Source organism: Pseudoalteromonas sp. MMG005, assembly GCF_018101015.1.
Classification (GTDB): Bacteria; Pseudomonadota; Gammaproteobacteria; order Enterobacterales; family Alteromonadaceae; genus Pseudoalteromonas; species Pseudoalteromonas aurantia.
Genome location: NZ_JAGJEK010000023.1, coordinates 44573 through 69521 on the forward strand (window position 1 = coordinate 44573; position 24949 = coordinate 69521).

Sequence of the window (24949 nt, forward strand, 5' to 3'; positions counted from 1 at the left end):
AGAACGATTTTCATTAATTAGCATTTTAGATTTACCTTAGCTTTATTATTTTTGTTTGTGCCTCTTGCAGGTTAAATCCGTTATTTATATTTATTGATGAATGGTTCTATTCTTTAAGTCACACTTAATGACATGTTAGAGAGATTAGATCTTAGCCTGTTATAAATACTCAATTTATTCAGTAAGAATAAGGTCTGTAGATAGGTCTGCACAAATATTGAAAAAAAGCTTGCAGTAATACCTGTTTTCCCACACCCGGCTGGGCCTGTTAATATGACCAATTCAATGTTTGGATCAAGCAATGCATCCATTGCCATACCTTGATACACATTTTTTGGTTGCACGCCCCAAGCACTTTGATGCATTAACCGCTCTACCCCCAAGTCCTTAAAGGTAATGTTCGTCTCATCGTAATGGGTGATCCGTGCCGCAAAGTGCTCACTGTCATCGACTAAATATTCATTACAAAAAACATCTGGTAACAAACTTTTAGGCACATGGTGCAACGTATATCGGCCTTGCTGCTCTGATGTGCAAGCTCCTACACTTTGCCAAAAGTCGCCCGTGAATTTTTTATACCCTAAACTCAATAACTTAATGTCATCAATCAATTGATCCGTTCGGTAGTCTTCTACAAACTGCAGCCCAGCACCTTTGGCCTTGAGACGCATATTAATATCTTTGGTGACTAAAACCACCTTGGTGTGTGCATGTTGTTTTTGTAATCTGACGGCGCAATTTATAATAATGTGGTCATTCTCATTACCTGGCAGGCCTGAAATGCTATCTGGGAATAAATGATCATTAACAATAATCAATTTTCCACGCGACAAAGGCCCAGACTCATTACTCGATTGTACGCTTGGTAAACGTACACCATCTAACATTTCCTCTGGGGATGCATCTTTGAGTACACCATCTAAACTACGAATTGCAATTCTAGCGTCACGACTCACGTCGCGCTTTCTGTCTTTGATATGATCTAGCTCTTCAAGTACTGTCATTGGTATGACAACATCATGTTCTTGAAAAGATAGATAAGCGAGGGGTTCATGAAGCAGCACGTTGGTGTCAAGTACGTACATTTTTTTGTCGAGTTCTTGATCTTTTCCCATAGCGTCATCCTATCGTTTGCAAATATTCATGCTATACCCAATACTCTTGATGAAATATCAAACGTACTGGCTATAACCCAAGTTTAGTCTATTTGTCATAAAAGTCCGTTTTATGACAAACCGAAAGTGAATTTATGTTCTTATTACAAATAGATCTCAATAATTTAGAAGAACTGTAAAAAGAATAGAGATAGGCACATTCGCAATGAATAAACAAGATTGAACAAGCTTAAATGAACGGGTAACATAGCCGCCTTTTTTCGGGTTAAACGAGACGAACATGAATTTTTCCTTAGGCCAGCGCTGGATAAGTGACACTGAGTCAGATTTAGGCTTAGGTACCATCGTGGCATTAGAAGGCCGCCAAGTGACAATATTATTCCCCGCCAGTGGAGAAAACCGCGTTTACTCAATGCAAGAAGCGCCTGTAACGCGTGTGGTATTCAATCCAGGTGATATTATTCGCAGTGCCGATGAGTGGGAGCTACAAGTCGAAACAATTGAACCTGTTGGTGAATTATTGTGTTACCACGGTATTCGTCTTGATACCGAAGAAAAAACGACTTTAAAAGAAACGTTTCTTGATCACTTTATTAAATTTAATAAACCACAAGACCGTTTATTTGCAGGCCAGGTCGACCGATTTGACCGCTACACGTTACGATACCAAACGTGGCAACATCAGTTTGCACGCCAACAGTCACACTTAAAAGGCGTTGTAGGCCAACGAGCCAGCTTGATCCCACACCAACTTTACATTGCAGATGAAGTGGGCAAACGCTTTGCTCCCCGCGTATTACTCTCTGACGAAGTTGGTTTAGGTAAAACCATCGAAGCTGGTATGATTTTACATCAGCAACTCCTGACCGGGCGTGCAAATCGCGTCTTAATTGTTGTGCCTGAAAATTTACAACACCAATGGTTAGTAGAAATGCTTCGTCGCTTTAATTTACGCTTCTCAATTTTTGATGAAGAGCGATGCGATGAAGCTTTTGCTGATTCTCCAAACGTATTCGAAACCGAGCAGCTCGTACTGGTGAGTCTGGAGTTCATTGCAAAAAAACGTCGCTGGTTTGAACAAGCAACCTTAGCCGATTGGGACTTACTCGTCATTGATGAAGCACACCATTTAACAATCGAGAATAATAAGCCCAGTACTGAATATGCTCGTATGGCTGAACTTGCCCAAGATATTCCAGGCCTGATCCTACTCACGGCAACGCCTGACCAATTAGGTCACCGAAGCCACTTTGCTCGATTACAGTTGTTAGACCCTGATAGATTCTACGATTACGACGCATTCGTTGCGGAAGAAAGCCAATACAAAGAAGTGGCAGAGGCGGCCAATCAACTGTTACAAGATGGGGCGCTAGACGACCAAGCAGAAGCAACCCTTGTTAACTTGCTACAAGAAACCGATATCAGTACCCTATTGGTCAACGCACAATCTGGTGATGAGCAAGCGAAGCAAGAAGTTCTATCAATGTTGTTAGATCGTCACGGCACAGGGCGAATTTTATTCCGTAACAGTCGCAGCGGTATTGATGGATATCCGGGTCGAAAGTTACACAGTTACCCTGTTGAAATTCCGAAGCAATACAAAACAGCGATGTCGGTCCTTGGGAATATGGGTGGTATCCAAAGTGCTGAAAAATCCGCATTAAGGGCTTTGTTCCCAGAAAAGATTTTTCAGGAGTTCGAAGGTGAAGGGAGTGGCTGGACCGCATTTGACCCGCGCGTCGACTGGTTAATTGACACTCTAAAGTCACTTAAACATGAAAAAGTTTTGTTGATCTGTGCTGAAGCACAAACTGCAATCAGTCTTGAACAAACCCTACGTGAACGAGAAGCCATTAAAGCTGCGGTGTTCCATGAGGGCATGTCTATTGTTGAACGTGACCGTGCTGCGGCGTTTTTCGCTGATGAATACGACTCAGCGCAAATATTGTTGTGTTCTGAAATAGGCTCTGAGGGTCGTAACTTCCAGTTTTCACATCATTTGGTGTTGTTTGATTTACCCCTCAACCCTGACTTACTCGAACAACGTATTGGACGATTAGATCGTATTGGCCAAAAATACGATGTGAATATCCACGTACCTTACTTTGAAAATACAGCACAAGAAGTCTTACTCCGCTGGTATAATGAAGGGTTAGATGCGTTTGAAACTACCAGTACGACAGGGCAAATGCTCTATAAAGAGTTTAGCGAAGACTTACTTGAATTTATTGGTGGGCATAACTGTGATGAAGAGGAGCTTGATCCACTTCTTGAACAAGCCGCCAAACAAAACCAAGTATTACGTGCTCAAATGGAGCAAGGTCGTGACCGACTGCTTGAACTTCACTCCAGCGGTCAAGGCCGCGCTGACTCTTTGGTTGCTGAAATTGAGAAACTGGATAATGGCGTGATCTTACCAGGGTACATGATCAACGTATTCGACACCTTTGGTGTAAACCAAGAAGATAAAGGTGAAAATACCATCATTCTTAAGCCGACTGAACATATGCTCAACCCCTCTTTCCCATGTTTAAAAGAGGACGGTATTACCGTCACATTTGATCGAGATACTTCTTTGTCGCAAGAGGATGCACACTTTATCAGCTGGGATCACCCAATGGTACAGGGTGCCATGGATATGATCTGTGATGATGACTTTGGTTGTGCATCTGTCGCCTTGCTAAAAAATAAGAAATTACCAGCTGGGACTTTTTTCGTTGAGCTTATCTATATTGCCGAAGCATCAGCACCTAAAGTGCTACAGGTTGGTCGCTTTTTACCGCCAACACCAGTGCGTGTATTACTCGATAAAGCAGGTAACAACCTGGCTGAAAATGTTGCGTTCGATGCTTTTAATAGTCAATTATCTGCTGTTGGTCGTCAAACAGCAAGTAAACTGGCTAATGCATTGCAAAGTGCCATTCACCCACTCATTACGCAAGCGACTGAATTAGCAAATGTTCAGTTAAATACTCTGAGGGGAGATGCAATAACAAAAATGCACGCGACTATGAGTGAAGAGCAATCTCGTTTAGCGGCATTAAAAGCGATTAACCCTAATATCCGCGATGAAGAAGTTCAAGTCTTTGAAAAGCAAAGAACCGAACTTGGCGTTTACATAGAAAAAGCACAATTAAAACTTGACGCTATACGCTTAATCGTTGTGTCTCATTAAAACGCATTCATAATGTAAAACCACTATTAATCAAAAGCCACGCCCTTAATGACGTGGCTTTTTGCACTTTGTTAATTGCTGCGCTGTCATGATTTAAAATTTCATAATATTGTCCCAACGCTCCCATAACTTGAAAACAGCCGTACACTCAAACACGGTCATATCATCTAACGACGAAACATGCTTAACCTGCAATAACCCGTATTCAAACATAAAACTTGATGCTTCAAGATAAGTATGGGCTACTTCCATGGAGATAATCGGAGTAGACAATAATATCGCTTTCAATTCGTGCCAGCCGGCAGGCATTGCTTTAGATTGCAGTATGGCATCAAAGTCATCATTAAAGGCCTGTAAAGCATGATGAATGTATCGTTGCTTATCCGCTAACCATTCAAATTTTACTTCCCATCGTGAAATCAAGTTTCCAAGATCACTAAAACCACCTTCTGTTGTACTGTGGCATCCATTTAGATAGTAAAATTTTGGGCTCAGCCAGTAACTTTTTTCTGCTCGCAAATCGCTCAGCCTTGCTTCCAAAAATACGTTTTCCAATAATGTACAGCCACCTGCGGGGTTTCGGATCATGCATAATTGTTCGTAGGATATGAGCGTACGTTCTATACCCTGTGATTTATTGACATAGTCAAACCAATCATCTAGCCAATTAGGGTCAATATTACAGTCATGCTCTCGTTCAGTAACGGGCCATGAACTCGCATTTTCAACGGCAAATTTATCACCCCGGTGCAAAAGCCATTCTAAATGGCGAATTATTCCATGCTCCCACCCTGAATGAGATTTCCCCTTTCGCTTCGCCCACTCTATTGCACGATAATTTTGCTGTACTTGAGACCATTGATTTTTAATATCAAGCTGTTGTGAAGGCACACCAATCGCATGCAGTGCTAACGCTTTATGAAAATCATGATGATATTCAGCAACGTCTAGCTCTGATTGAAAGTAGCGTAAGAAAAATAGTTGATGATTGATGTTAATTGAATACTTATTTAACTGTAATAACGCACTTTGTAAGCGTGGTGAGGCTTTTAACTTTTCGTGTTTGATACTTTCAAAAACGCTACTTCTGTCCAAATTTAAACCGAATTTAGGTACTAAAACGTCATAAGTTTCCATATTATTTATTTGTGCCATAACACCTAAGTAACGTGTTCGACACTGCCTCCTCATCCATTTGTAAGCATAACGCTAAATCTTTTACCCGCTACCAAAATGTCAGTAGCCTCTTCCATTAAGTTGTATATTTTTCAATAACCCATCAACAAGGTACGGTATGTTGTTAATGGGCTGAATATTAACTTTTACATAAAACAGCGTAATCAGCGAGTAAAAGATGGTAAAAGTTAAAGTAAAAAAGGAAAATAACCTAGATACTCTGGTAAATTTGCTAAAAAAATAGGTAACATTGCTATATTAAAAAAAATTACACGTAAAAGTACATGAATGATCGCGCCAAACAACTAGCCCCAGCAAATGTAATAGATCAAATATATCGAGGTGTCTGGATATCTGATTTATTTATTTGTTTTGAAACGCGTAAAGTGTACCGTGATAAATATGATCTAAACCTTTCTGAACTATCTTATAAGCTACTGATTTGTTTAATTAATAATTCACCAAACCCTATTCCAACAAATCGACTACTTACACTTGTTTGGGGTGATGTTGTCACTGGCGATGAAAACGTCAAACAACGAATAAGTATTTTGAGAAAGCAATTAGAGCACCCACAGCAGTATGATTATATAAAAAATAGGCGAGGTCAGGGCTACTTTATAGACTCACCTCTAAAATACAAAAAAAAGCCAATTTATCAAAGGTTTAACTTAGTAAAAACACAAAAAAGCTCATTTTTACTATTGCTACTAATGATGTTCATGCTCGCGCTATACTGGAAAGGTAGTAGCAACACGGCAATACCCACGTCATATATTTCGAAAATTACGGATAGTAGTATTCATCTGGCTACCCCCACTGATAACTTAGCGTTTTGTTTAGATGGATACGATGATTATGTGGAATTACCTGACCAAGATATTTTAGACGTTTCCCAAGGGGATTTCTCTATCTCAACATGGGTCAGAACGCGCTCACTTGGTCAACACCTGATAATAGATAAACGTTTTGAGAATCAAATCGATAATGTTCATGGCTACGCATTTTATATTGATGATGGATACCTAGCGCTACAATTGGCCGACGGTGGAGGCACATGGTATTGTCAAAAACCCAATTCATCCTGCACCTTTTACGACTCAAGTGCATTCGTTGCGACTAATGAATGGCAACATATTGCGGTTTCAATCGACAGAGATGCTGCTCAAGGGATCCGCTTTTACCGCAACGGCAGTTATATTGATAGTCACAACCCTACCGACCGTCAGGGCTCACTAGCCAATGATATGCCGTTGCGTATTGGTAGCCGTTCATCATACTTATCAGGGTTATTCCAAGGTGCTATTGGAGAAATCTCACTACACCACAAAGTACTCACCTCTGAAGAGATTCGGGCGGATTATTTAAAAGGTAACCCTCGTCATTGCTACAACATTGCGCATAAGGGTGGTAAGCTCTAACCTCGTTGATGATTAAAAGAATCACCTTATTCAACTTTAATGAACTATCGATGCATTAAACACTATGTAATCCCCTAAAAGGTCGCTAAAATGGCGCGCTTAATTTTATCTGGGGTAATAAACTGTGCTTTTGAACTATGCGCCACCACTGGACCCATATTTAGAAATTCTATATCAAGATGATCACATGCTCGTCATTAATAAGCCTAGTGGTTTATTAACAGTACCTGGTAAAGATCCTAAACATGCCGACTGTGCTATTACTCGCGTAAACACCGTTTTTCCGACGGCACGAATTGTTCATCGTTTAGATATGGCGACATCTGGCGTCTTGTGTTTAGCAATGAGTAAAGAAGCCCACCGCTTTCTCAGTATTCAATTTCAAGATAGGCTCACAAACAAACATTATATTGCACGCGTGCATGGTGCAATGAAACACGCCACCGGCTCTGTTGATTTGCCCTTGATATGTGATTGGCCGAATAGACCAAAACAAATGGTATGTCATGACAAAGGCAAACCATCTCTAACCCATTATGAAGTCCTCAAAAATGAGCATAACGTAACCCGTGTCAAACTAATCCCTATTACGGGTCGTTCTCATCAATTGCGGGTACATATGTTGTCACTTGGCAATGTAATACTTGGTGATCGACTTTATGCAAAAGGTGACGCACTGGCCGGTGCTGAGCGGTTGCAATTACATGCTGAAATGCTACAGATTTGCCACCCTCTTACCGAACAGTTAATGACATTTGAAGCTCCTGCACCTTTCTAGTAAAAGCCCTAAGTCACCTCAGGTTTGGATAAGGGTTTTGAAATAGAAGATGTTTTATAAACAAACTTACGTACAATCCAATGATGATATTTTGTTCAATATCAAGGCGCTTTTGTGCAGTAATAGCGGGCTAGTACAAATGAAAGCAACGCCGAGAGTGAGAAAAATAGCTTTATTGGGCAAATTCGCTTATCCAGAGCTGAGGTTAAGTACTCTAATAAGTATACTGGGTATCTATAAGAGTACTTTAGCGTTTTATTATTTACTTGTAGATTGATTAAATAAATCCAGAGCACTGGCTGTCATTGCCCGCACACCCGTTGTAATGGTCAATGGGTAATCTGGTGCAAATTGACTTGAGTGCAATGAAGGTAAGGTGTCGCCATTTTTAACGCTTGTTGCGTAAGATTGAGGCTCAACACCACCTAGCCAAAAGATAGTGATTGGTAAGTTCTCATCGGTACGGCCATACATCCCAAAATCTTCACCCGCCATAACTGGTTCAGCTTTTACTACATTCTCCTCACCCAGCTCCGCTTTTATACTAGCCGTCATCACATTGGCTAATTCTGGATTGTTGTAAGTCGATGGAATAGTTTCATCTTTATGAACATATACCTCGGGGACTAATGCCTTTGGTAACCCTGCGCTTAACGCTATCCCCTGTGTTAATCGTTTTATTGCAGCAATTTGTTGTGCTCTCACTTTTGGATTATACGAGCGTAGCGTTAACTGTAATGTGACTTCGTTTGAGATGATATTGTGCTTTGAACCGCCATGTATGGAGCCAACCGTGATCACAGAAGGTTCCAACGGGGAAATTTCTCTACTGGCTATGGTTTGTAAAGCAAGTACAATCCTTGACGCAATGACCACTGGGTCTATGGTCGTATGAGGATATGCCCCATGCCCCCCTTTACCTTTGACTGTGATATCGACCGAATCGACATTGGCCAGCGCGTAACCTGGGGCTATTGCGACTTTACCGGCTGGGAGTGATGCGCTGACATGTAAACCAAGCACATGATCTGGCTGTGCAAAGCGACTAAATAACCCCTCTTTGAGCATTGCCTTGGCCCCTCCCCCCACTTCCTCTGCGGGTTGAGCAACCATCATTAAAGTACCTTGCCACTGCGCCTTATGCATCACCAACTGTTGTGCTGTACCTATAAAGCTGGTCATGTGGATATCATGACCACACCCGTGCATTACACCCACTTCATTATTATTAGCATCAAGTGTTTTTACCTTTGAGGCGTAAGGTTTGCCTGTTTGCTCTATAATCGGTAAACCATCAGTATCTGAACGGATCATAATAGTAGGACCAATGCCATTCTTTAGCATGCCAACAACACCAAATCCGCCGACGCCCTCGGTCACGGTGAAACCCAAAGCGGTTAACTCTTTTGCTAAACGTTGTCCTGTTTTCTGCTCTTTATATGAGAGTTCAGGGTGTTGATGTAAGTGCAAATATAACGATTCTAAGTCAGGCAATTGCTTTAACACTGATTTAGATAAATCAATATCATGTGCGTTAACTTGACTTGCAAGTATTAAAAGTAAGCTTGAAGTGAATAATTTCATTATCGTAATTATAGTTGTTGTAAGAACCATCAAGGTAGCAACTTCATTGATGAGCAGCAATGACTATTCAAATCCAACGGCCGTATTTTTAATTGGCACAGCATATTTTATTTTTGTATTTATGCTAGAATGGCACGCTTGCTGGCACACGGAAGCGCTTAAACGTATTCAACTAACTTGTGCTGCTATTTATGAAAGTTTTATTCTTTTTCCTATGTATTGTTATCAGCTTATTACCTCTGAGCACGCAAGCATCTATCCCTAACTGGTTCAGTCAATACGAACAAACTCTCAGCCAATCACCACAAGACACTCTTGAAACACTCGTGCAACAACACCGTACAATGCAACCAGGGTTAGAGCGAATATACTTAACAACGGTTGCTGCAAAACTCGCCGAGCAATTATCAAAGCCGCTATTAATTCACCTTGAGCCAGGCTCCCCGCTTACTGAGGTAGAGCAACGCTTATTACACGCAATACAAGCATCAATGCAGAATAAACACCAACTCAGTGAGAGTAAGTTCAAGGAAGTGCAAAACCTCATCAATGAAAAAACGCACCAAGAATTAGCGTCACTAGTATTGCAACACATAGTTTGGGATCACATTAAAAAAGGCAACTATCATAGTATTACGCGACATCTTGATAAAATGAATGCCCTAGCTGAAGCGATAGACAAACCGATAATAGATCCAAAGTATCGTTGGAACTTATCTGCGATTGTTGCGAATCACCATGGGTATCACAATAAAGCGTTAACCTTGTACAAAAAAATCTTAGGCACTCGCCCTAACCCTTCAAGGCAAGCGGTCACCTTTAATAATATAGGGTTAACTCTAATGGATATGGGGCAATATGATAATGCAATCACGCACTTTAAAAATGCATTAGAGTTACGCACATTAGCGAATAACCAACAAAAAATAGCACTCACCCAATTAAATCTTGGTATTGCGTATCGGAAAAACTTAGCTTTTGAGCAAGCCTCATCTCTACTACTCAGCGCTCAACGCACATTTACGAACCTAAACAATAATTATGGCGTAGCCAATAGTAATATCCAATTAGCAAAATTACACTTAGCGTACGAAGAACCAAGCCAAGCATTAACCTTGCTAATCGACACATTGAATATACTTGATGTAGAACAGCACGCTACATTGCTATTTGATACCCACTTAACACTCGCCAAAACACATCTACAATTGCAACAGTATGACTGGGCATTAAAAGCCGCGACATGGTCACTACAGTTAATTAAAAAAGGGAATGACATTACACATCAATTGAGTGCCCTTGGGGTGATCATACAAATTCATGCCAAACTGAACCAGTTCGAGCAAGCTTACTTATTTCAAGAGAAATACATTGCTTTGGAGAAAACACATGCTAAAAACCAAAATCAGCAAGCGTTAATTGCCGTTCAAACAGAACTAAAAATGTCAAAAGCTGAATTGAAAACGATTCGCCTTGAACAAAAAAACCTACAACAAACACATAAAATACAGCAGTTGCAATACAATCAATATCGGCTCTGGCTGACGATAGCTTGTATTACTTTAATTGTCATATTTGTCTGGCGTTCACGCAATAAACAGCGCTATTTAGCAGAACACGATACCTTAACTGGCGCATTCAACCGTGCAGCCATGTATAAAGCACTGTCTAAATATGCTGCACCTATCGAGTCAGAATACGCTCACGCACTAATACTACTCGATTTAGACCACTTCAAAAAAATTAATGACACATATGGACATCCAGCAGGTGACCAAACTTTAATTCAGTGTTGTCACACTATAAAAAAGGCCATCACACAACCTCACTTTATTTCTAGGATAGGTGGAGAGGAGTTCGTTGTCTTTATTCCACACATTAAAAAAACCAACATTTTGAATATCGTTGAAAGTGCAAGGCAGACGCTAAGTAGTCAACCTGTAACATTAGCCGATCATACTTCCATTACAGTCACTGCTAGTTTCGCTTACTATGCAACTAACGGACTTGAGCATACCAAATTTGCTTCAATTTATAGCGCACTCGATATCGGGCTATATCAAGCAAAAAAACAAGGCAGGAACTGCGTGGTTGAAGTCGTTGACATCAACGTGTCGTAATGGGTTCACCATAATTAACATGAAAATGTAAATGCTTTGAATCTTGGTAGTTACCTAAATTCGTTAATACTCGACATGCACCGTGCTGCGCCTCAACTTGCTGAGCGACTTGCGTGACCACAGCCATAATTTTGTGAACAATCGATACGTCGTGCTCACCTAAATCGGTTAAAGATGGCACATGAGCTTTGGGTATAACCACGATATGTACAGGCCAAAATGCCCGAGTATGGTGGAACGCCAGCACATCACTCGTTTCCATGACAATATCAACGGATACTTTATTACTCAGTACTTGTTCACAATAAAAGTCGTCCATGCCATTTTCTCCTTCATAATACACTTTTGAATATGATATATATTCGCCTACGGCTAATCACGCTACGCTAAATCCTTCCCAATCCAAACCACCTTGCCAATGATCTCTAGCTGATCGAGTTCATGCGCTTGCACATGTTGCTCCACATATTCTTTGTTATCACTAATAAGGCGTACAGAGCCATCAATATATTGCTGCAAACGTTTCGCATAAAGCTCTTCACCTAAGCGCACCACATAAATAAGCCCTTCACTGAGTTTCTTGTCTGATAGATCAACCAAAATTGTGTTGTTGTTATGTATGGTCGGCTCCATAGAATCACCTTTTGCAAACACAACGGCTAATTGACTCTTATCTAGGTTTTTATAATCAATCCACTTCTTACGAAAAGCTAAGTGTCGCTCAACTAACGCTGCATCGTTAAATGCACCATATCCAGTACTGACTGAAATATGATAACCCGGAACCAGTACAAACTTTTCTTGGAACTCATCAACATTCACGACACTTTGACTTAATAATGGAGAAACCAAACTATCTTGACTTTGCTCGCCTTCTCCTTTTACTAACCATAGGAAGTCTGTGTTTGATTCTCGCGCAATACGTTCAGTAATACTTAACTTAGGGTCTTCTCCCTTTAATATCCTACGCAAAGTACCTTCCGAAACACCTATTTTTGACGCAAACGTGCGTATACTATCAGGTTTGATTGCTTGCTCGACACGCGTGGCAAATGACGCACGCTGATGCTCATCACCACAACTATTTTCATTATAATTTTCAGTCATGTAAGTTAGGCCTTCTAAAAAATCAAATACCAAAAAATGAATTTATGTGCCTATAAGAAAGAAATAAGGCTCAAAAAATTAAAAATAACATTTGTAATGCGTAATTTTTAAAACTATAATTTAAAAAAATACGCAATCAATTGATGTTTACATAAAGAGAATAACAACTAGATGCGTATTTAATGCTGCATTATACACCTATTTATAGCAACTTTCATACTATAAATACATTAATGCGTAATAAATGAAGGAGAATATAAATTATGCAAAAAAGTGCACCAGCAAGAATTAATCGTACACCTCGCGGATCAGATATCCTTAAGTTTGCTCGTAAAAGTCGAGGTTATACCCAAGCCGAGTCTGCCGCAAACTACGGCATTGAAGAACGCACTTTGCGCCGTTGGGAAAATAATGAGTTCAACCCTCGTTGGAATGATGTCATTGGGTTAGTTGAAGATGTCTATTTACTTGATATTACCAACATTATCATTGGTATGAAAAAACCCAATTAATAAGGTTTGATATTATGCTACAGTGCAAAGAAAAGAAGGTTGCAATATGCAGCACCCACTTAGACAACATCAAATCCCGAAAGAAGTCCCTCGTACAAATAACCGTTTTGGGCAGTTAATTGGTTCGCTCATATTAAAAGCTTTTGGCTGGCAAGTGACTGGGGAATTCCCACAGTCAGCAAAATTTATTGCCGCGGTTGCGCCTCATACTTCTAATTGGGATTTTGTCATAGCCATTGCAGTTAAATTTAAACTCGGACTCCAAGTGAAATTCCTTGGAAAACACAGTATTTTTGTTGGACCATTTGCCTATATTCTAAAAAGAATGGGTGGGATCCCTGTTGATAGAAGAGCGACCAATGGTATCGTTAATCAAGTTACCCGCATTTTTCATGAACAAGATGCATTAATCTTAGGCTTAGCCCCTGAAGGGACTCGTAAATATACCCAACAATGGAAAACGGGGTTTATTTATATGGCATATTCAGCCAACGTCCCCATTGTACCTATGCTCATTGACTATCGTTCAAAAACATTTGTGATACTCCCGGCTATGACGGTAACGAATGATGTGCCGGCTGAATTAATACGAATAAAACAACAATACCCCAAAAGCGCGGCAAAATATCCAGCCCAAGTATCCGATTAATCAGGGCATTTAACGTGTACCCTTTGGCTTGGTATTTTGACTTACTCTATACTGTTAATAAGTAGACAACCGAATAAGAAAAAACACCATGAAATCAAAATACGCCATACTTGCATGTGCCCTCGCCTATGCATCATCAGCTTACACTCAAACCACCTTATTAACCGCGAAAGCTTACCTCGATGTACACACTGGGCAACTCATTAATAACCCCACATTACTTATTAAAGATGACAAAATTGTACGCATCACAACAAACGGACAACTGCGCCCACCAAAAGGTGCGCTGACCATCAATCTACCAAATAAAATTTTGGTACCGGGCTTGATGGATATGCATGTTCATCTTACGTCAGATGCTGCCGATAACTTTTTAGCTTCTCGAAATTACTCCATTCCACGCCAAACAGTTAAAGCCGTCAAAAATGCGAAAACCACATTACTAGCCGGGTTTACAACGGTACGTAATTTGGGCGCGTCAGGATATAGCGTCATTGCTACGCGTGATGGGATCAACGCGAAAGAGATCCCTGGTCCACGTATTTTTAGCGCCGGGCATTCTATTTCAATTACAGGGGGACACTGTGATGATAATTTTAGTGCCCCTGAAAAAAAATCTCTCTCCGCAGGCGTTGCCGATGGCCCTTGGGCTGTGCGTGCAAAAGTACGAGAAAATATTAAATATGGCGCTAATACAATAAAAATTTGTGCAACAGGTGGAGTATTTTCAAAAGGCACTAAGGTTGGCGTACAACAGTTTAGCGAACAAGAACTTAAAGCTGCGGCTGACGAAGCACATTTGAGAGGTCTAGTGATCGCAGCACATGCTCATGGCACCAGTGGTATCAAAGCCGCTATCCGTGCAGGCATAGACAGTATAGAACATTGTAGCTTTATGGATAAAGAAGCCATTCAGTTAGCACTTAAACATGGCACTTATTTATCCTGTGACATTTACAACACCGAATATACACTGGCATTTGGTGAAGCCAATGGTGTTCCACAAGAGAATATTAATAAAGAGAAACTTGTCTCAAAAGCACAACGCGAGAGTTTTACGAAAGCTGTCAACGCAGGTGTAAAAATGGTGTTTGGCTCAGATGCTGCAATTTACCCTCATGGCGACAATGCCAAACAATTTTCACGCATGGTTAAATTTGGCATGACCCCATTGCAAGCAATTCAGTCGTCAACAATTCATAGTGCTGCTTTGCTTAAGCTCAATAATGTAGGGCAAATCAAAACCGGTTTTATTGCTGATATTATCGCTGTAGATGATAACCCACTTCGCGATATCAGCACGCTTGAAAACGTCCGCTTTGTAATGAAAGAAGGCACTGTTTTTAAACACTAAATACATATTGTGATCAAAAAAGCCTTTATGGGTCGACCATAAAGGCTTTGATTAACAATAAAGTCGATACTAAAAAATCATCGCTTATTTACATAGACCTAAATCTGTCCACACTTTCCAATTATTACCCACATTAGAGTTTTGCTCTGGGTTCTTATTGCTGTGCCACCAGTTGTTGCTATATTTTTTACCATTATATGAAACCAGTGTGCCAGCCTTAGTATATGTTTTATTAGCTGACCAAGCCGTAATACCATCACACCCTTCACTCACATTTCCCTCTGTTACGGTCACCGCTTTATTAAAGTTGGCTGTCGCGCCCTCATTATCTGTCACTGTGAGTTTAACCGAGTAAGTGCCAGCTTGGGGGAAAGTATAAGTGGCTTGCTTGCCTACCACATTTTGACCATTAATAATCCAATCAAAACGTGATATTGTGCCATCAGTATCTCGGCTGCCACTTGCATCAAATGAACAACTTAAACCTGTACATTGGCTATTAAACTGCGCAATTGGCACTTGGTTTTGAACTGTTCCCGCACAGCCATTTTGCGTTAAATAATCTGCTGCGGCCTTCGCTTGCACTAAACCATAACCAAATAAATGATCTCGTCCTGCATCACCTAAATCAATGGCCGTGGCATTCAGTGCGTTTCTAATTTCAACGTTAGTACATTGACTATGATTACTCCAAACAAGCGCTGCGACACCCGCGACATGTGGGCTTGCCATTGAAGTACCCGATTTAACATCGTAATCTGAAATACTCTCTAGCTGAGCCGTAACTTGTTTTGAAAGGTGGGCTTTTAAACTGTTACCTGTTACTTGCGTCAACGCTAGCACGGGGATTGTCACACCATGATTAGCATCGCCTAATGTTCCACCAAAAGATCCTGCGGCGTTATTGTATACCAGTGCTGCAACACCACCACCTGCTTCACAGTTTTGCGCTTTTTTCGCGAATGTAGCCCCACCTCGTTCAATTAAGCAAATTTTTGCAGGCGCTGTACAGGTAGTAAGCGCTTGGCCACAATCAGCCAGTTCTGCGCTCAGTTTACCCTCAACAGAATGCGTCATACCCGCCGCTTCGAATGCACCAGCGCCTTGAACTGTGATACCCGCAACGATACCAGTCCCCCTTGGTACTGTAGATAAAACATCCGTACCTGGACCTGAAATTTCTACTTGTGCATTAAATTGTGATGAATCGTTTTTATTGCGGTCTTTATCGATATTGGCCACCGATACAACGCTATCATAACTTGCTGGATAACTTAAGGTCGCATCACCACCGTTACCTGCTGCAGCAATAATCAACACACCTTGATCATAGGCCGCATTTAGACGTTCTTCCAAGTATTGGCTTTTTGATGCGCCACCTAGACTCATATTAATGACATTCGCACCGTGTTCTACACAATTATCTACAGCGCGACCAATTCGAGAGTTAAGGCCCTGTTTGCCTTCATCATCAAATACTCGAACCGCGTGAATACCCACTTTGTCACTCGGTAACACACCAACAACACCTACACTATTATTAATCGCAGCGATAGATCCAGCAACATGGGTGCCATGTCCAGATCCATCTTTGTACCATAAGCCAACCGCAGCATCCGCAAAGCCTGTTGCATTTTGCGGTAAATCAGGGTGGCCTAAGTCATAACCTGAGTCGATAACACATACTTTCACCTGATCAGCATTTGCGTCAGATACCAAATTTGCTTGTACTTGGCCAATACCATATGGGCTTATTTGAGTTGAGGAGAAAGGCGTATATTCAAAGTCTTCTTCAATATAAACAAATTGATCTGAGGCTGTCATCAAGGCAACTTGCTCTTCACTCAATACCATAGTAACAACTTGCTCTGAAACGGTTGAGACTAACGTTTCAACAACATTATTACTAATAGCATCATTAATACGGTGTTGTGACTGACTTGATATATTCTGATTATGCGTTTGTAACCCGGTATTCATTTTGACGATATAGGTCTGTTCTGCATACGCTAGACTTGACACACTGCTGGCTGCTATTAGTGATAATGCCACTGCGCTGATTTTAAACTTGTTACTCATTATGAACTTCCTTCGTGCAAATTATTATTGTTATGGCGCATCCGCTGTGCAGGAGGTGGTCCTTTTTCTTGCCCTTCCTATATATTTATCTAAATAAGGAACGGTCATTTTAGGTACAAGCTACCGTAAGGAAATTTACTTTGCAATAAAAATTTAACCTTAAAGAATAATTATTTAAACATTGAATGCGATTACGCATCATATTTACCCATTTTAATTACTAGGAATGCCAGTATTTTGTATTTTTCTCGTTGTCAAAAAACCATCAAATGTGTAAGGCGTCCAATATGTTGACGACATTATAAAATGTTACAGAAAATCAGGGTTGTCTCAGTTGCACTCTCGCCATAAAGTTTCTATAAAGGGCATTACAACAACCCGCAAATATACGAGCAGGCTATATTACGCCTAAACTCCCTCCCTAATTTTAGGAAAGCACACGTGCAAACTGATCCACTTACAGACAACAGCAAAAAATCAAGCAATAAAAAGCTCTCTATTTTGCTAGAATTAAAACGTTTTGTTCGCCCTTATTTCGCGCGCGTAGCCTTGGCAGCAGCGGCACTCATTCTCACTGCTGGGTTGACCCTATCAATTGGCCAAGGCGTGAGAATGTTAATCGATCAAGGTTTTGCGGAGCAGTCGCTAGAACAACTGGAACGCGCCGTACAATTTATCTTAGTTATTACCGTATTAATTTCCGCCGGCACCTATCTACGCTTTTATTTGGTTTCTTGGATCGGTGAGAGAGTCAGTGCTGACATTCGCTTGGCGGTGTTTAATCATGTTATTTCGTTACATCCCAGCTATTTTGAAACCACCAAAAGCGGCGACATCATGTCTCGTTTAACCACAGATACAACTCTACTACAAAGTATTATTGGCTCGTCGTTATCAATGGCTATTCGCAGTGCTTTAATGCTGATTGGTGCGTTATTTATGCTATTCGCCACAAATATTAAATTAACCCTTGTGGTATTGTGCGCAGTCCCTTTCATTCTCATCCCTATTTTGTTTTATGGGAGAAAAGTACGAACGCTATCTAGGCAAAGTCAAGACTCAATGTCTGATGTTGGCAGCTATGCAGGTGAAGCCATTGAGCATATCAAGACAGTGCAAAGCTATACTCAAGAACCTCAAGAAAAGCAATCATTTAAAGATGAAGTTGAACAGGCTTTTACCATTGGTCGCCGTCGTATTCAGCAGCGAGCCACGCTCATTGCTGGCGTCATTGTTATCGTCTTTGGTGCGATCACCTGTATGCTGTGGGTCGGCGGCAGTGATGTAATTGCAGGTCATATGAGTGGTGGCGATCTCGGTGCTTTTGTTTTCTATGCCATTTTAGTTGCATCGTCTTTAGCCACCATTTCTGAAGTGATTGGTGAATTACAGCGCGCCGCAGGCGCGACCGAGCGTTTGATTGAGATCTTACAAGCAAAAAGCCTAATTCAGGCACCAACAAATCACCATGTTATTGCAGCCTCTTTACCTGCGCAACTCACCCTAAAAGAGGTCAGCTTCCATTACCCATCTCGTCCCAATCAGGCCGCTGCCGATAAATTGAATTTAATCATTGAACAAGGCAAGGTATTAGCACTCGTAGGGCCCTCTGGAGCTGGTAAAAGTACATTATTTGAACTCATTCAGCGCTTCTATGACCCACAATCAGGGGAAATCTTGCTAGGAGGTGTCGATATTCGAAGTATTACACCACAAGACTTACGACAGCAAATGGCCATAGTGCCACAACAACCCGCACTCTTTAGCAGCGATGTTATGCATAATATTCGCTATGGCAACCCTCTCGCCACTGATGAGCAAGTAATCGAAGCTGCAAAAAAAGCCCACGCACATGATTTTATTATGGAATTACCTGATGGATATCGTAGCTTTTTAGGCGAACGTGGCGTGCGATTATCGGGCGGTCAAAAACAACGCATTGCGATTGCCAGAGCAATTCTAAAAGACCCACACATCCTACTGCTTGATGAAGCAACCAGTGCTCTCGACAGTGAAAGTGAATATCATGTACAGCAAGCGTTAGATACGCTAATGCATAATCGCACAACGGTTATCATCGCCCATCGCCTTTCAACTATCCAGCATGCCGATAAAATAGCCGTATTAGAGGCCGGAAAGCTTGTAGAGATAGGCAGTCATCATGAGTTAATGCAAAACTGTGAACTTTATCAGCGACTAGTTCAATTGCAATTCAAATCTGTTTAAACTTTTAGCCCTCGGAGAATGACTGGATCTTCATTCATTCTCCGTTTTGAACACAATAAAGTGTTTGCCTGTCAATTTAGTTTAAAAAAACCAAAAATAACAAAATTGCAACATTGAGTATTTATTCTAAACTTTATTTCCCAGTAAAATAAAGGAAGAATAATGAAAAGAATATGCCTTCTAAGTGCATTGATCCTTAGCTCAATGCCAGCACATGCGCTCCCTAAATGCCCACAGCCTGAGATCATGGAGCACATTATTGCCCCGCCAAGCTTTGACCGTGCCCCTTATCAAAACACATTAAATCGTTTTATAACCTGGCTACCAAACTATCATATGATCCATGATGAAATTGCTGCATATGGCCAACCTATTACAGTGACTGCTAAGTTCGATTACGGCAGCATAGCCCATAAAGACTTAGAGTTTGAAACTGTTAAGTTTTATTTGCGAGGTGAGCATGATTCAGCGTGGCAATTTGTAACTCAAGCAACAACAAACCGAGATGGAAAAGCCAGTATCACTATACCACCCCTTACTGCCGGTCAATATCGCATATATGCTGCTGTCCCCGCCGATGGCACTGGCACACAAGGTTTTATTACCGTTGTTGAACCAAATACCCCTGCGATATTATTTGACATAGATGGAACATTAACTGAGTCTGACGCAGAACAAATCGGCGACTATACAGGCATTAAGTACGCAGACCCAAAAGAAGCAGCTTACGCCCTAGTCCGTCGATACATAGACCTTGGCTATCAACCTGTTTATTTAACTGCACGCGTATATTGGTATGCCAAAGGCACGCGCAGTTGGCTATCTTGGATGAATTTGCCCCAAGGGTATCTACGTACCTCGTTAACCAACGAAACCAGTCTGTTTCGTACCGCTGAATATAAAACACAACAAATCAATCAGCTAAAGGCTAAAGGACTCAATATTGTTAGGGCCTATGGCAATGCTAAAACGGATGCACAAGCCTTTATAAACGCGGGATTAAATCCGTTACAAAGCTTCACTATCGGCGAAGATGCAGGTCATTATGGTACCACTGCAATTAATGGCAACAGTTATCAAATTCATATCAATGAACAAGTAGATAACTTCCCAGCTGCACAATGTGAATAATTACGCCCAAGTCTAACCAACACGTTAGACTTTTTATTCCAAAAATAAGACTTACAAATAATTAACATTTATATCAATCATAAGTTTGCCGAATAGTGTATTTTTCCTGATTTGGATTACGTTTATAGGCAGTTAAAGCTACGTGTATAAAAAATGACATCCTTTTGTTACTTGAGCGTCATACTCAAGGTGAACAATGACGGTATCACTTTAAACCTTTCTAATTTTGCTTAATGCGGATTAGAAAACGTAGTGAAGGTTTGCAGTTAATTTGCTACAACAGATACGGAGTATCACTATGGAAAACCAACAAACAGCCATCGTCACAGGCGCATTTGGCGGCATTGGAACCGCCATTGCTAAACAGCTCGCTAACGCCAATTATTTTGTCATCGCAGTCGCAAGTGAACGTCGCTCGCAGGCTGACTATGATGCTTGGTTAAATCAAACTCAGATCAACCCTAATCAGGTCAAAGCACTTTTTTTAGATGTTACCAATGTACAAGCATGTGAAACACAACTTACAGAAGTCATTGTTGAACGTGGCCGTATTGATGTATTGGTTAACAACGCAGGGATCACCCGCGACACCTCATTTAAAAAAATGTCACATACGCAATGGAGTGAAGTAATTAACACGAACCTCAATGCACTCTTTAATATGACGCACCCGTTGTTTGCGCACATGTGTGCCAACAAATATGGCCGAATAGTCAACATCTCCAGTGTTAATGGGCAAAAAGGCCAATTTGGCCAAGCAAACTACGCCGCGGCAAAAGCCGGTATGATCGGATTTACCAAATCATTAGCCTATGAAGGCGCCAGAGCTGGCGTGACCGTAAACGTGGTCGCACCGGGTTATACCGAAACGCCCATGGTTGCCGCAATGCGCCAAGACGTATTAGATAACATTAAAGCACAAGTCCCAATGCAGCGTCTGGCTTCTCCAGATGAAGTCGCTCATGCTGTTGTATATTTAGCATCAGAAAAAGCGGCTTATATTACCGGTGAAACGCTTGCGCTTAACGGCGGTTTATACATGAACTAAATCTCGGTGAAGCCAAAAATGGCCTCACGCAGATAACACATGCAGTATCAATTAATGAACGTTAAAAGGACCAGCAATCATGTACACAGATCTACTTAAAACATTTTCAGAGCAAAACGAAAAGTTCCTTTCACCTGTACTTAAGTTCAACCAACTGGTTGCACAAAACATTGAACAGCTTGCAAATATTCAAGTTAATGCAGTACAAAACTTTTCGAATACGTCAGTGGCACAAGTTAAAGCAGCGGCCGATGTAAAAGATGCAAAATCTTTGGTTGATTTTAATGCAAGCCAAGTTACCGTATTGAATAACATCAGTCAGCAAATGATTGAAGATGGCCAAAAATTATCGCAACTAGGTCAAGAGTTCAAAGATAACCTAGAAACGTTGACTAAAGAAAACCTTCAAGCGGCTCAAACGCCAGCTTAAGCATTCATCGAGTAATTACACAACACAGTGATACCGTGGAATTATTCGACAACTTGAGGTGCGTATAACACTGTTGTTGAGTTATAACATCTAACTCAAAAGCGCACCTACTCCTTGTTGTTATTGATATTAACCAATGCCATTAGGATGACCGTAATGGATACCCAAGATAAAGATCTAAACCAAACCCTGAATGCGTGGTGGCAATACAATCAAGACATGTATACTGCATTCAATAATTCATTGTTTAATGATAATCCTGTGCAAAAAGCACTCTCAGAACAAAGTAACCGTGATTTCAGCGCATGGTTAGACGCCATAATAAAAAAACCTGAAACCATGCAACAAAACCAGCTAGATTGGTGGCAAAACCAGCTACAGATCATTCAGCAAACGTTCGCACCTACAGAAATGGCTGACACCAAAGACCCCGTTACCGAAGAGCGTGGAGATAGACGCTTTAAAGCCGATGAATGGCAAGAAAACCCTTGGTTTAATTATATTAAACAAAGCTATTTACTATTCGGACAATCGCTACTGAGCTCTATTCGCGAAACCCCTGGACTTGACGATAAATTAAAAGAGCGGTTAGAGTTTTTTGCGCGTCAAACAGTCAACTCATTGTCGCCTTCCAACTTCATTTCGACGAATCCCGAGCTACTAAAACTCACCCTTGATTCTAACGGTCAAAACCTCATTGATGGCTTCGAGTTATTCAAAAAAGATTTAGAAAAAGGTGGGGACATGCTGCGGATCAGCATGACGGATGAAAGCGCTTTTGAGCTGGGTACAGACTTGGCGACAACGCCTGGGCGTGTTGTTTTCCAAAATCATTTATTTGAACTCATTCAATACAACGCCAGCAGCGACAACGTATACCAAGCCCCACTCTTGTTCGTACCGCCCTTTGTTAACAAATACTATATTCTCGACCTACAAAGTAATAACTCAATGGTCAAATGGGCCGTTGATCAAGGTCACACCGTCTTCATGATGTCGTGGAAAAATCCAGATGTTAGTATGAAAGATATTGGCTTCGAAGATTATGTCGTAGATGGGGTCATCGCTGCGGTCGATGCGGTTGAAAAACACACTGGCGAAAGTGATATAAACGCTATTGGCTATTGCATTGGCGGTACTTTGTTAGCCACAGCCATGGCCTACTTCGTATCAAAACGCATGAAACAAAGAATAAAAAGTGCCACCTTACTGACCACGTTATTGGACTTTTCTCAACCAGGTGAACTCGGGGTTTTTGTCAACGAACCGACCGTTACAGCATTAGAAGCATACAACACACAAAATGGTATTATGCACGGACACATGCTGGGAACTTCCTTCAGTATGCTCAGAGAGAATAGTTTGTATTGGAATTATTACGTTAATAATTACCTCAAGGGCAAAGCCCCCATGAGTATGGACTTACTGTATTGGAATAGCGATAGCACCAATCTCACCGCCAAAAGTCACAACTTTATGCTCCGAGAGTTGTATTTAGAAAATAAGCTTATTGGTGAAAAGCAAGTCAGTATTCGTGGAACTAAAATCGACTTAAGCAAAATTAAACAACCACTTTATGTGCTATCGACCAGAGACGACCATATTGCACTGTGGCAAGGTACCTTTAAAGGCGCACAACAAACCAGCAAAAATATCACCTTTGTTCTGGGTGAATCCGGTCATATTGCTGGGGTAATTAACCCACCACAAGCAAATAAGTATGGTTATTGGTTTGGTCCTGACGTATCGGGCGAGCCTCAACAGTGGTTTGATAAAGCAAAGCACAACAAAGGCTCTTGGTGGACTCATTGGCAAAAATGGGTAACCAGCCACAACAGTGAGAAAGTCCCCGCAAGAATAACACATACCCAAGATACCCCAGGAATTTATGATGCCCCAGGTGAATATGTAAAAGTAAAATTGTAACGAGTCAATGAGCTGCTACACAGTATTGTAGCAGCTCATTGCTATGCTACTTTTTCATCTTTGTCGTGATGGTTACAAAGCAAAGAAAAACAACCCCATACTAACAAGCACGGTTAATAAAGTATTACGCGTCACCACTATCAATAAGCAAGCAATTATCGCCCCAACAAAATAACGATTTTGCAAACCAATATGTAATTGTTCACCTTCAATAAAAATTAACGGTGCAACAATCGCACTTAATACCGCAGGTGCTGAATATGTGAGTAACCTTTGTAAATGAGGGCCAAGTACCATAGGTAATTTAGGCTCCAAAAAAACATAGCGACTCATAAAGATAATCACAGCCATACCCAACAATACAAACCAACTCATAATGCCTCCTTGGTATCACCGCCGTATAAACATTCCGTCATATATCCAGCAAGCATGCCTAATATGGCTGATAATAATAAACCGACTTGCCATTGCCAAAGCGCAAAAAGCATTGCGGTATACGTTGCCACAGACACACATACCAACACGGCTGGCGTTTTAATACTGGGCACTATTAACGCAATAAAAGTAGCGACAATTGCAAAGTCTAAGCCTAAAGTATGCAGCTGTGGCATTGACGAGCCAAGTACAATACCGAGCGCCGTTGCGAGATTCCATGACAGGTAAAAAAATCCTCCAGCCCCTAAAGCAAACCAAGGATCCGTTTTTAACGCTTTAAACTTATCTGACATAACAATGGCAAACAATTCATCGGTCAATAAAAAACCAAGTGTAATACGCCAGCGCATCGGCAACACTTGCCATGTCGGGCGTAATGACAAGCTATATAATACATGTCGAGAGGTGATCAAAGTCGTCGTAAGTAAAACCCCAAGAGCACCAATGCCTGATGCTATTAAGCCTAATGCCGCAAGTTGTGCAGCTCCGGCAAAAACAAAGGCCGACATAGCCTGCGCTGTATACCAAGTTAAACCCACTTCAATGGCGTATGAGCCTGCGAGTATACCCCAAGGCACCACCGCCAGTGCCAACGGGAAAACAGCCAATGCGCCACGAAAAAGGGCATTATAATGGCCTTTCCTTGATGATATTCGAATTGTAGACCCTACTCTATGCATCAT

General features: G+C 41.1%; 19 protein-coding genes and 1 pseudogene. 12 read left to right on the forward strand and 8 right to left on the reverse strand.

Annotated features, from left to right (window positions below; translation table 11 throughout):
* Positions 1 to 242 precede the first annotated feature (242 nt).
* A pseudogene (locus tag J8M01_RS17820) lies at positions 243 to 1115 on the reverse strand (PIN domain-containing protein); the annotation flags it as partial.
* A 280-nt stretch (positions 1116 to 1395) separates the two neighbouring features.
* On the opposite strand from J8M01_RS17820, the gene rapA reads away from it, so the two are divergent.
* Positions 1396 to 4290, forward strand: a complete 2895-nt coding sequence (gene rapA, locus J8M01_RS17825) for an RNA polymerase-associated protein RapA (RefSeq protein WP_211058834.1) — start codon at positions 1396 to 1398, stop codon at positions 4288 to 4290.
* A gap of 93 nt (positions 4291 to 4383) precedes the next feature.
* Here rapA and J8M01_RS17830 read toward each other — a convergent pair whose 3' ends face one another.
* Positions 4384 to 5445 carry a hypothetical protein gene (locus J8M01_RS17830; RefSeq protein WP_210996014.1) on the reverse strand — a complete coding sequence of 354 codons (1062 nt, stop codon included), beginning with the start codon at positions 5443 to 5445 and terminating at the stop codon, positions 4384 to 4386.
* A 305-nt stretch (positions 5446 to 5750) separates the two neighbouring features.
* Between J8M01_RS17830 and J8M01_RS17835 the strand changes: the two genes are divergently transcribed.
* Positions 5751 to 6887 carry a LamG-like jellyroll fold domain-containing protein gene (locus tag J8M01_RS17835; protein WP_211058835.1) on the forward strand — a complete coding sequence of 379 codons (1137 nt, stop codon included), beginning with the start codon at positions 5751 to 5753 and terminating at the stop codon, positions 6885 to 6887.
* A 124-nt stretch (positions 6888 to 7011) separates the two neighbouring features.
* Positions 7012 to 7665: a bifunctional tRNA pseudouridine(32) synthase/23S rRNA pseudouridine(746) synthase RluA gene (gene rluA, locus J8M01_RS17840; protein ID WP_211058836.1), complete on the forward strand. Its 654-nt coding sequence runs from the start codon at positions 7012 to 7014 to the stop codon at positions 7663 to 7665.
* Positions 7666 to 7923: 258 nt separating this feature from the next.
* Here the strand turns inward: rluA and J8M01_RS17845 are convergent, their stop codons facing one another.
* The gene (locus J8M01_RS17845) at positions 7924 to 9249 is read right to left on the reverse strand and encodes an amidohydrolase (protein WP_211058837.1); all 1326 of its coding nucleotides are present in this window, start codon (positions 9247 to 9249) and stop codon (positions 7924 to 7926) included.
* 191 nt (positions 9250 to 9440) lie between these two features.
* Between J8M01_RS17845 and J8M01_RS17850 the strand changes: the two genes are divergently transcribed.
* Positions 9441 to 11369: a GGDEF domain-containing protein gene (locus J8M01_RS17850; protein WP_211058838.1), complete on the forward strand. Its 1929-nt coding sequence runs from the start codon at positions 9441 to 9443 to the stop codon at positions 11367 to 11369.
* Here J8M01_RS17850 and J8M01_RS17855 read toward each other — a convergent pair.
* A complete protein-coding gene (locus J8M01_RS17855; RefSeq protein ID WP_192506612.1) occupies positions 11356 to 11688 on the reverse strand; it encodes an HIT domain-containing protein in 333 nt (110 codons plus the stop codon). The genes J8M01_RS17850 and J8M01_RS17855 overlap by 14 nt on opposite strands.
* 62 nt (positions 11689 to 11750) lie before the next feature.
* The gene (locus J8M01_RS17860) at positions 11751 to 12476 is read right to left on the reverse strand and encodes a S24 family peptidase (RefSeq protein ID WP_211050824.1); all 726 of its coding nucleotides are present in this window, start codon (positions 12474 to 12476) and stop codon (positions 11751 to 11753) included.
* Between the two features lie 263 nt (positions 12477 to 12739).
* Here J8M01_RS17860 and J8M01_RS17865 point away from each other — a divergent pair, with 263 nt between their 5' ends.
* The 3 genes from J8M01_RS17865 (at position 12740) to J8M01_RS17875 (ending at position 14991) form a co-directional block, all read left to right on the forward strand.
* Complete coding sequence (locus tag J8M01_RS17865) at positions 12740 to 12988, forward strand: helix-turn-helix transcriptional regulator (RefSeq protein ID WP_192506610.1); 249 nt, start codon at positions 12740 to 12742, stop codon at positions 12986 to 12988.
* 46 nt (positions 12989 to 13034) lie between these two features.
* On the forward strand, positions 13035 to 13637 hold the full coding sequence (locus J8M01_RS17870; RefSeq protein ID WP_211058839.1) for a lysophospholipid acyltransferase family protein: 603 nt from the start codon (positions 13035 to 13037) through the stop codon (positions 13635 to 13637).
* A gap of 88 nt (positions 13638 to 13725) precedes the next feature.
* Positions 13726 to 14991, forward strand: a complete 1266-nt coding sequence (locus J8M01_RS17875; protein WP_211058840.1) for an amidohydrolase family protein — start codon at positions 13726 to 13728, stop codon at positions 14989 to 14991.
* A gap of 84 nt (positions 14992 to 15075) precedes the next feature.
* Here the strand turns inward: J8M01_RS17875 and J8M01_RS17880 are convergent, their stop codons facing one another.
* A complete protein-coding gene (locus tag J8M01_RS17880; RefSeq protein WP_211058841.1) occupies positions 15076 to 17070 on the reverse strand; it encodes a S8 family serine peptidase in 1995 nt (664 codons plus the stop codon).
* Between the two features lie 441 nt (positions 17071 to 17511).
* Here J8M01_RS17880 and J8M01_RS17885 point away from each other — a divergent pair, with 441 nt between their 5' ends.
* The 5 genes from J8M01_RS17885 (at position 17512) to phaC (ending at position 23831) form a co-directional block, all read left to right on the forward strand.
* The gene (locus J8M01_RS17885; protein ID WP_211058842.1) at positions 17512 to 19296 is read left to right on the forward strand and encodes an ABC transporter transmembrane domain-containing protein; all 1785 of its coding nucleotides are present in this window, start codon (positions 17512 to 17514) and stop codon (positions 19294 to 19296) included.
* A gap of 162 nt (positions 19297 to 19458) precedes the next feature.
* Positions 19459 to 20427 carry a phosphatidylinositol transfer protein gene (locus J8M01_RS17890; RefSeq protein ID WP_211058843.1) on the forward strand — a complete coding sequence of 323 codons (969 nt, stop codon included), beginning with the start codon at positions 19459 to 19461 and terminating at the stop codon, positions 20425 to 20427.
* Positions 20428 to 20725: 298 nt separating this feature from the next.
* Positions 20726 to 21475 (forward strand): acetoacetyl-CoA reductase, encoded by a 750-nt coding sequence (gene phbB, locus J8M01_RS17895; RefSeq protein WP_210996003.1) that lies wholly within the window; start codon positions 20726 to 20728, stop codon positions 21473 to 21475.
* Between the two features lie 79 nt (positions 21476 to 21554).
* Positions 21555 to 21905, forward strand: coding sequence for a phasin family protein (locus J8M01_RS17900; RefSeq protein WP_192506603.1), 351 nt, complete (start codon positions 21555 to 21557; stop codon positions 21903 to 21905).
* A gap of 156 nt (positions 21906 to 22061) precedes the next feature.
* Positions 22062 to 23831 carry a class I poly(R)-hydroxyalkanoic acid synthase gene (gene phaC, locus J8M01_RS17905; protein ID WP_211058844.1) on the forward strand — a complete coding sequence of 590 codons (1770 nt, stop codon included), beginning with the start codon at positions 22062 to 22064 and terminating at the stop codon, positions 23829 to 23831.
* A gap of 72 nt (positions 23832 to 23903) precedes the next feature.
* On the opposite strand, the gene J8M01_RS17910 is transcribed toward phaC, so the two are convergent.
* Both J8M01_RS17910 and J8M01_RS17915 read right to left on the reverse strand, forming a co-directional pair.
* Positions 23904 to 24206, reverse strand: coding sequence for an AzlD domain-containing protein (locus tag J8M01_RS17910; protein ID WP_210996001.1), 303 nt, complete (start codon positions 24204 to 24206; stop codon positions 23904 to 23906).
* Positions 24203 to 24949, reverse strand: coding sequence for an AzlC family ABC transporter permease (locus J8M01_RS17915; RefSeq protein WP_247671186.1), 747 nt, complete (start codon positions 24947 to 24949; stop codon positions 24203 to 24205). The genes J8M01_RS17910 and J8M01_RS17915 overlap by 4 nt, the downstream gene beginning before the upstream one ends.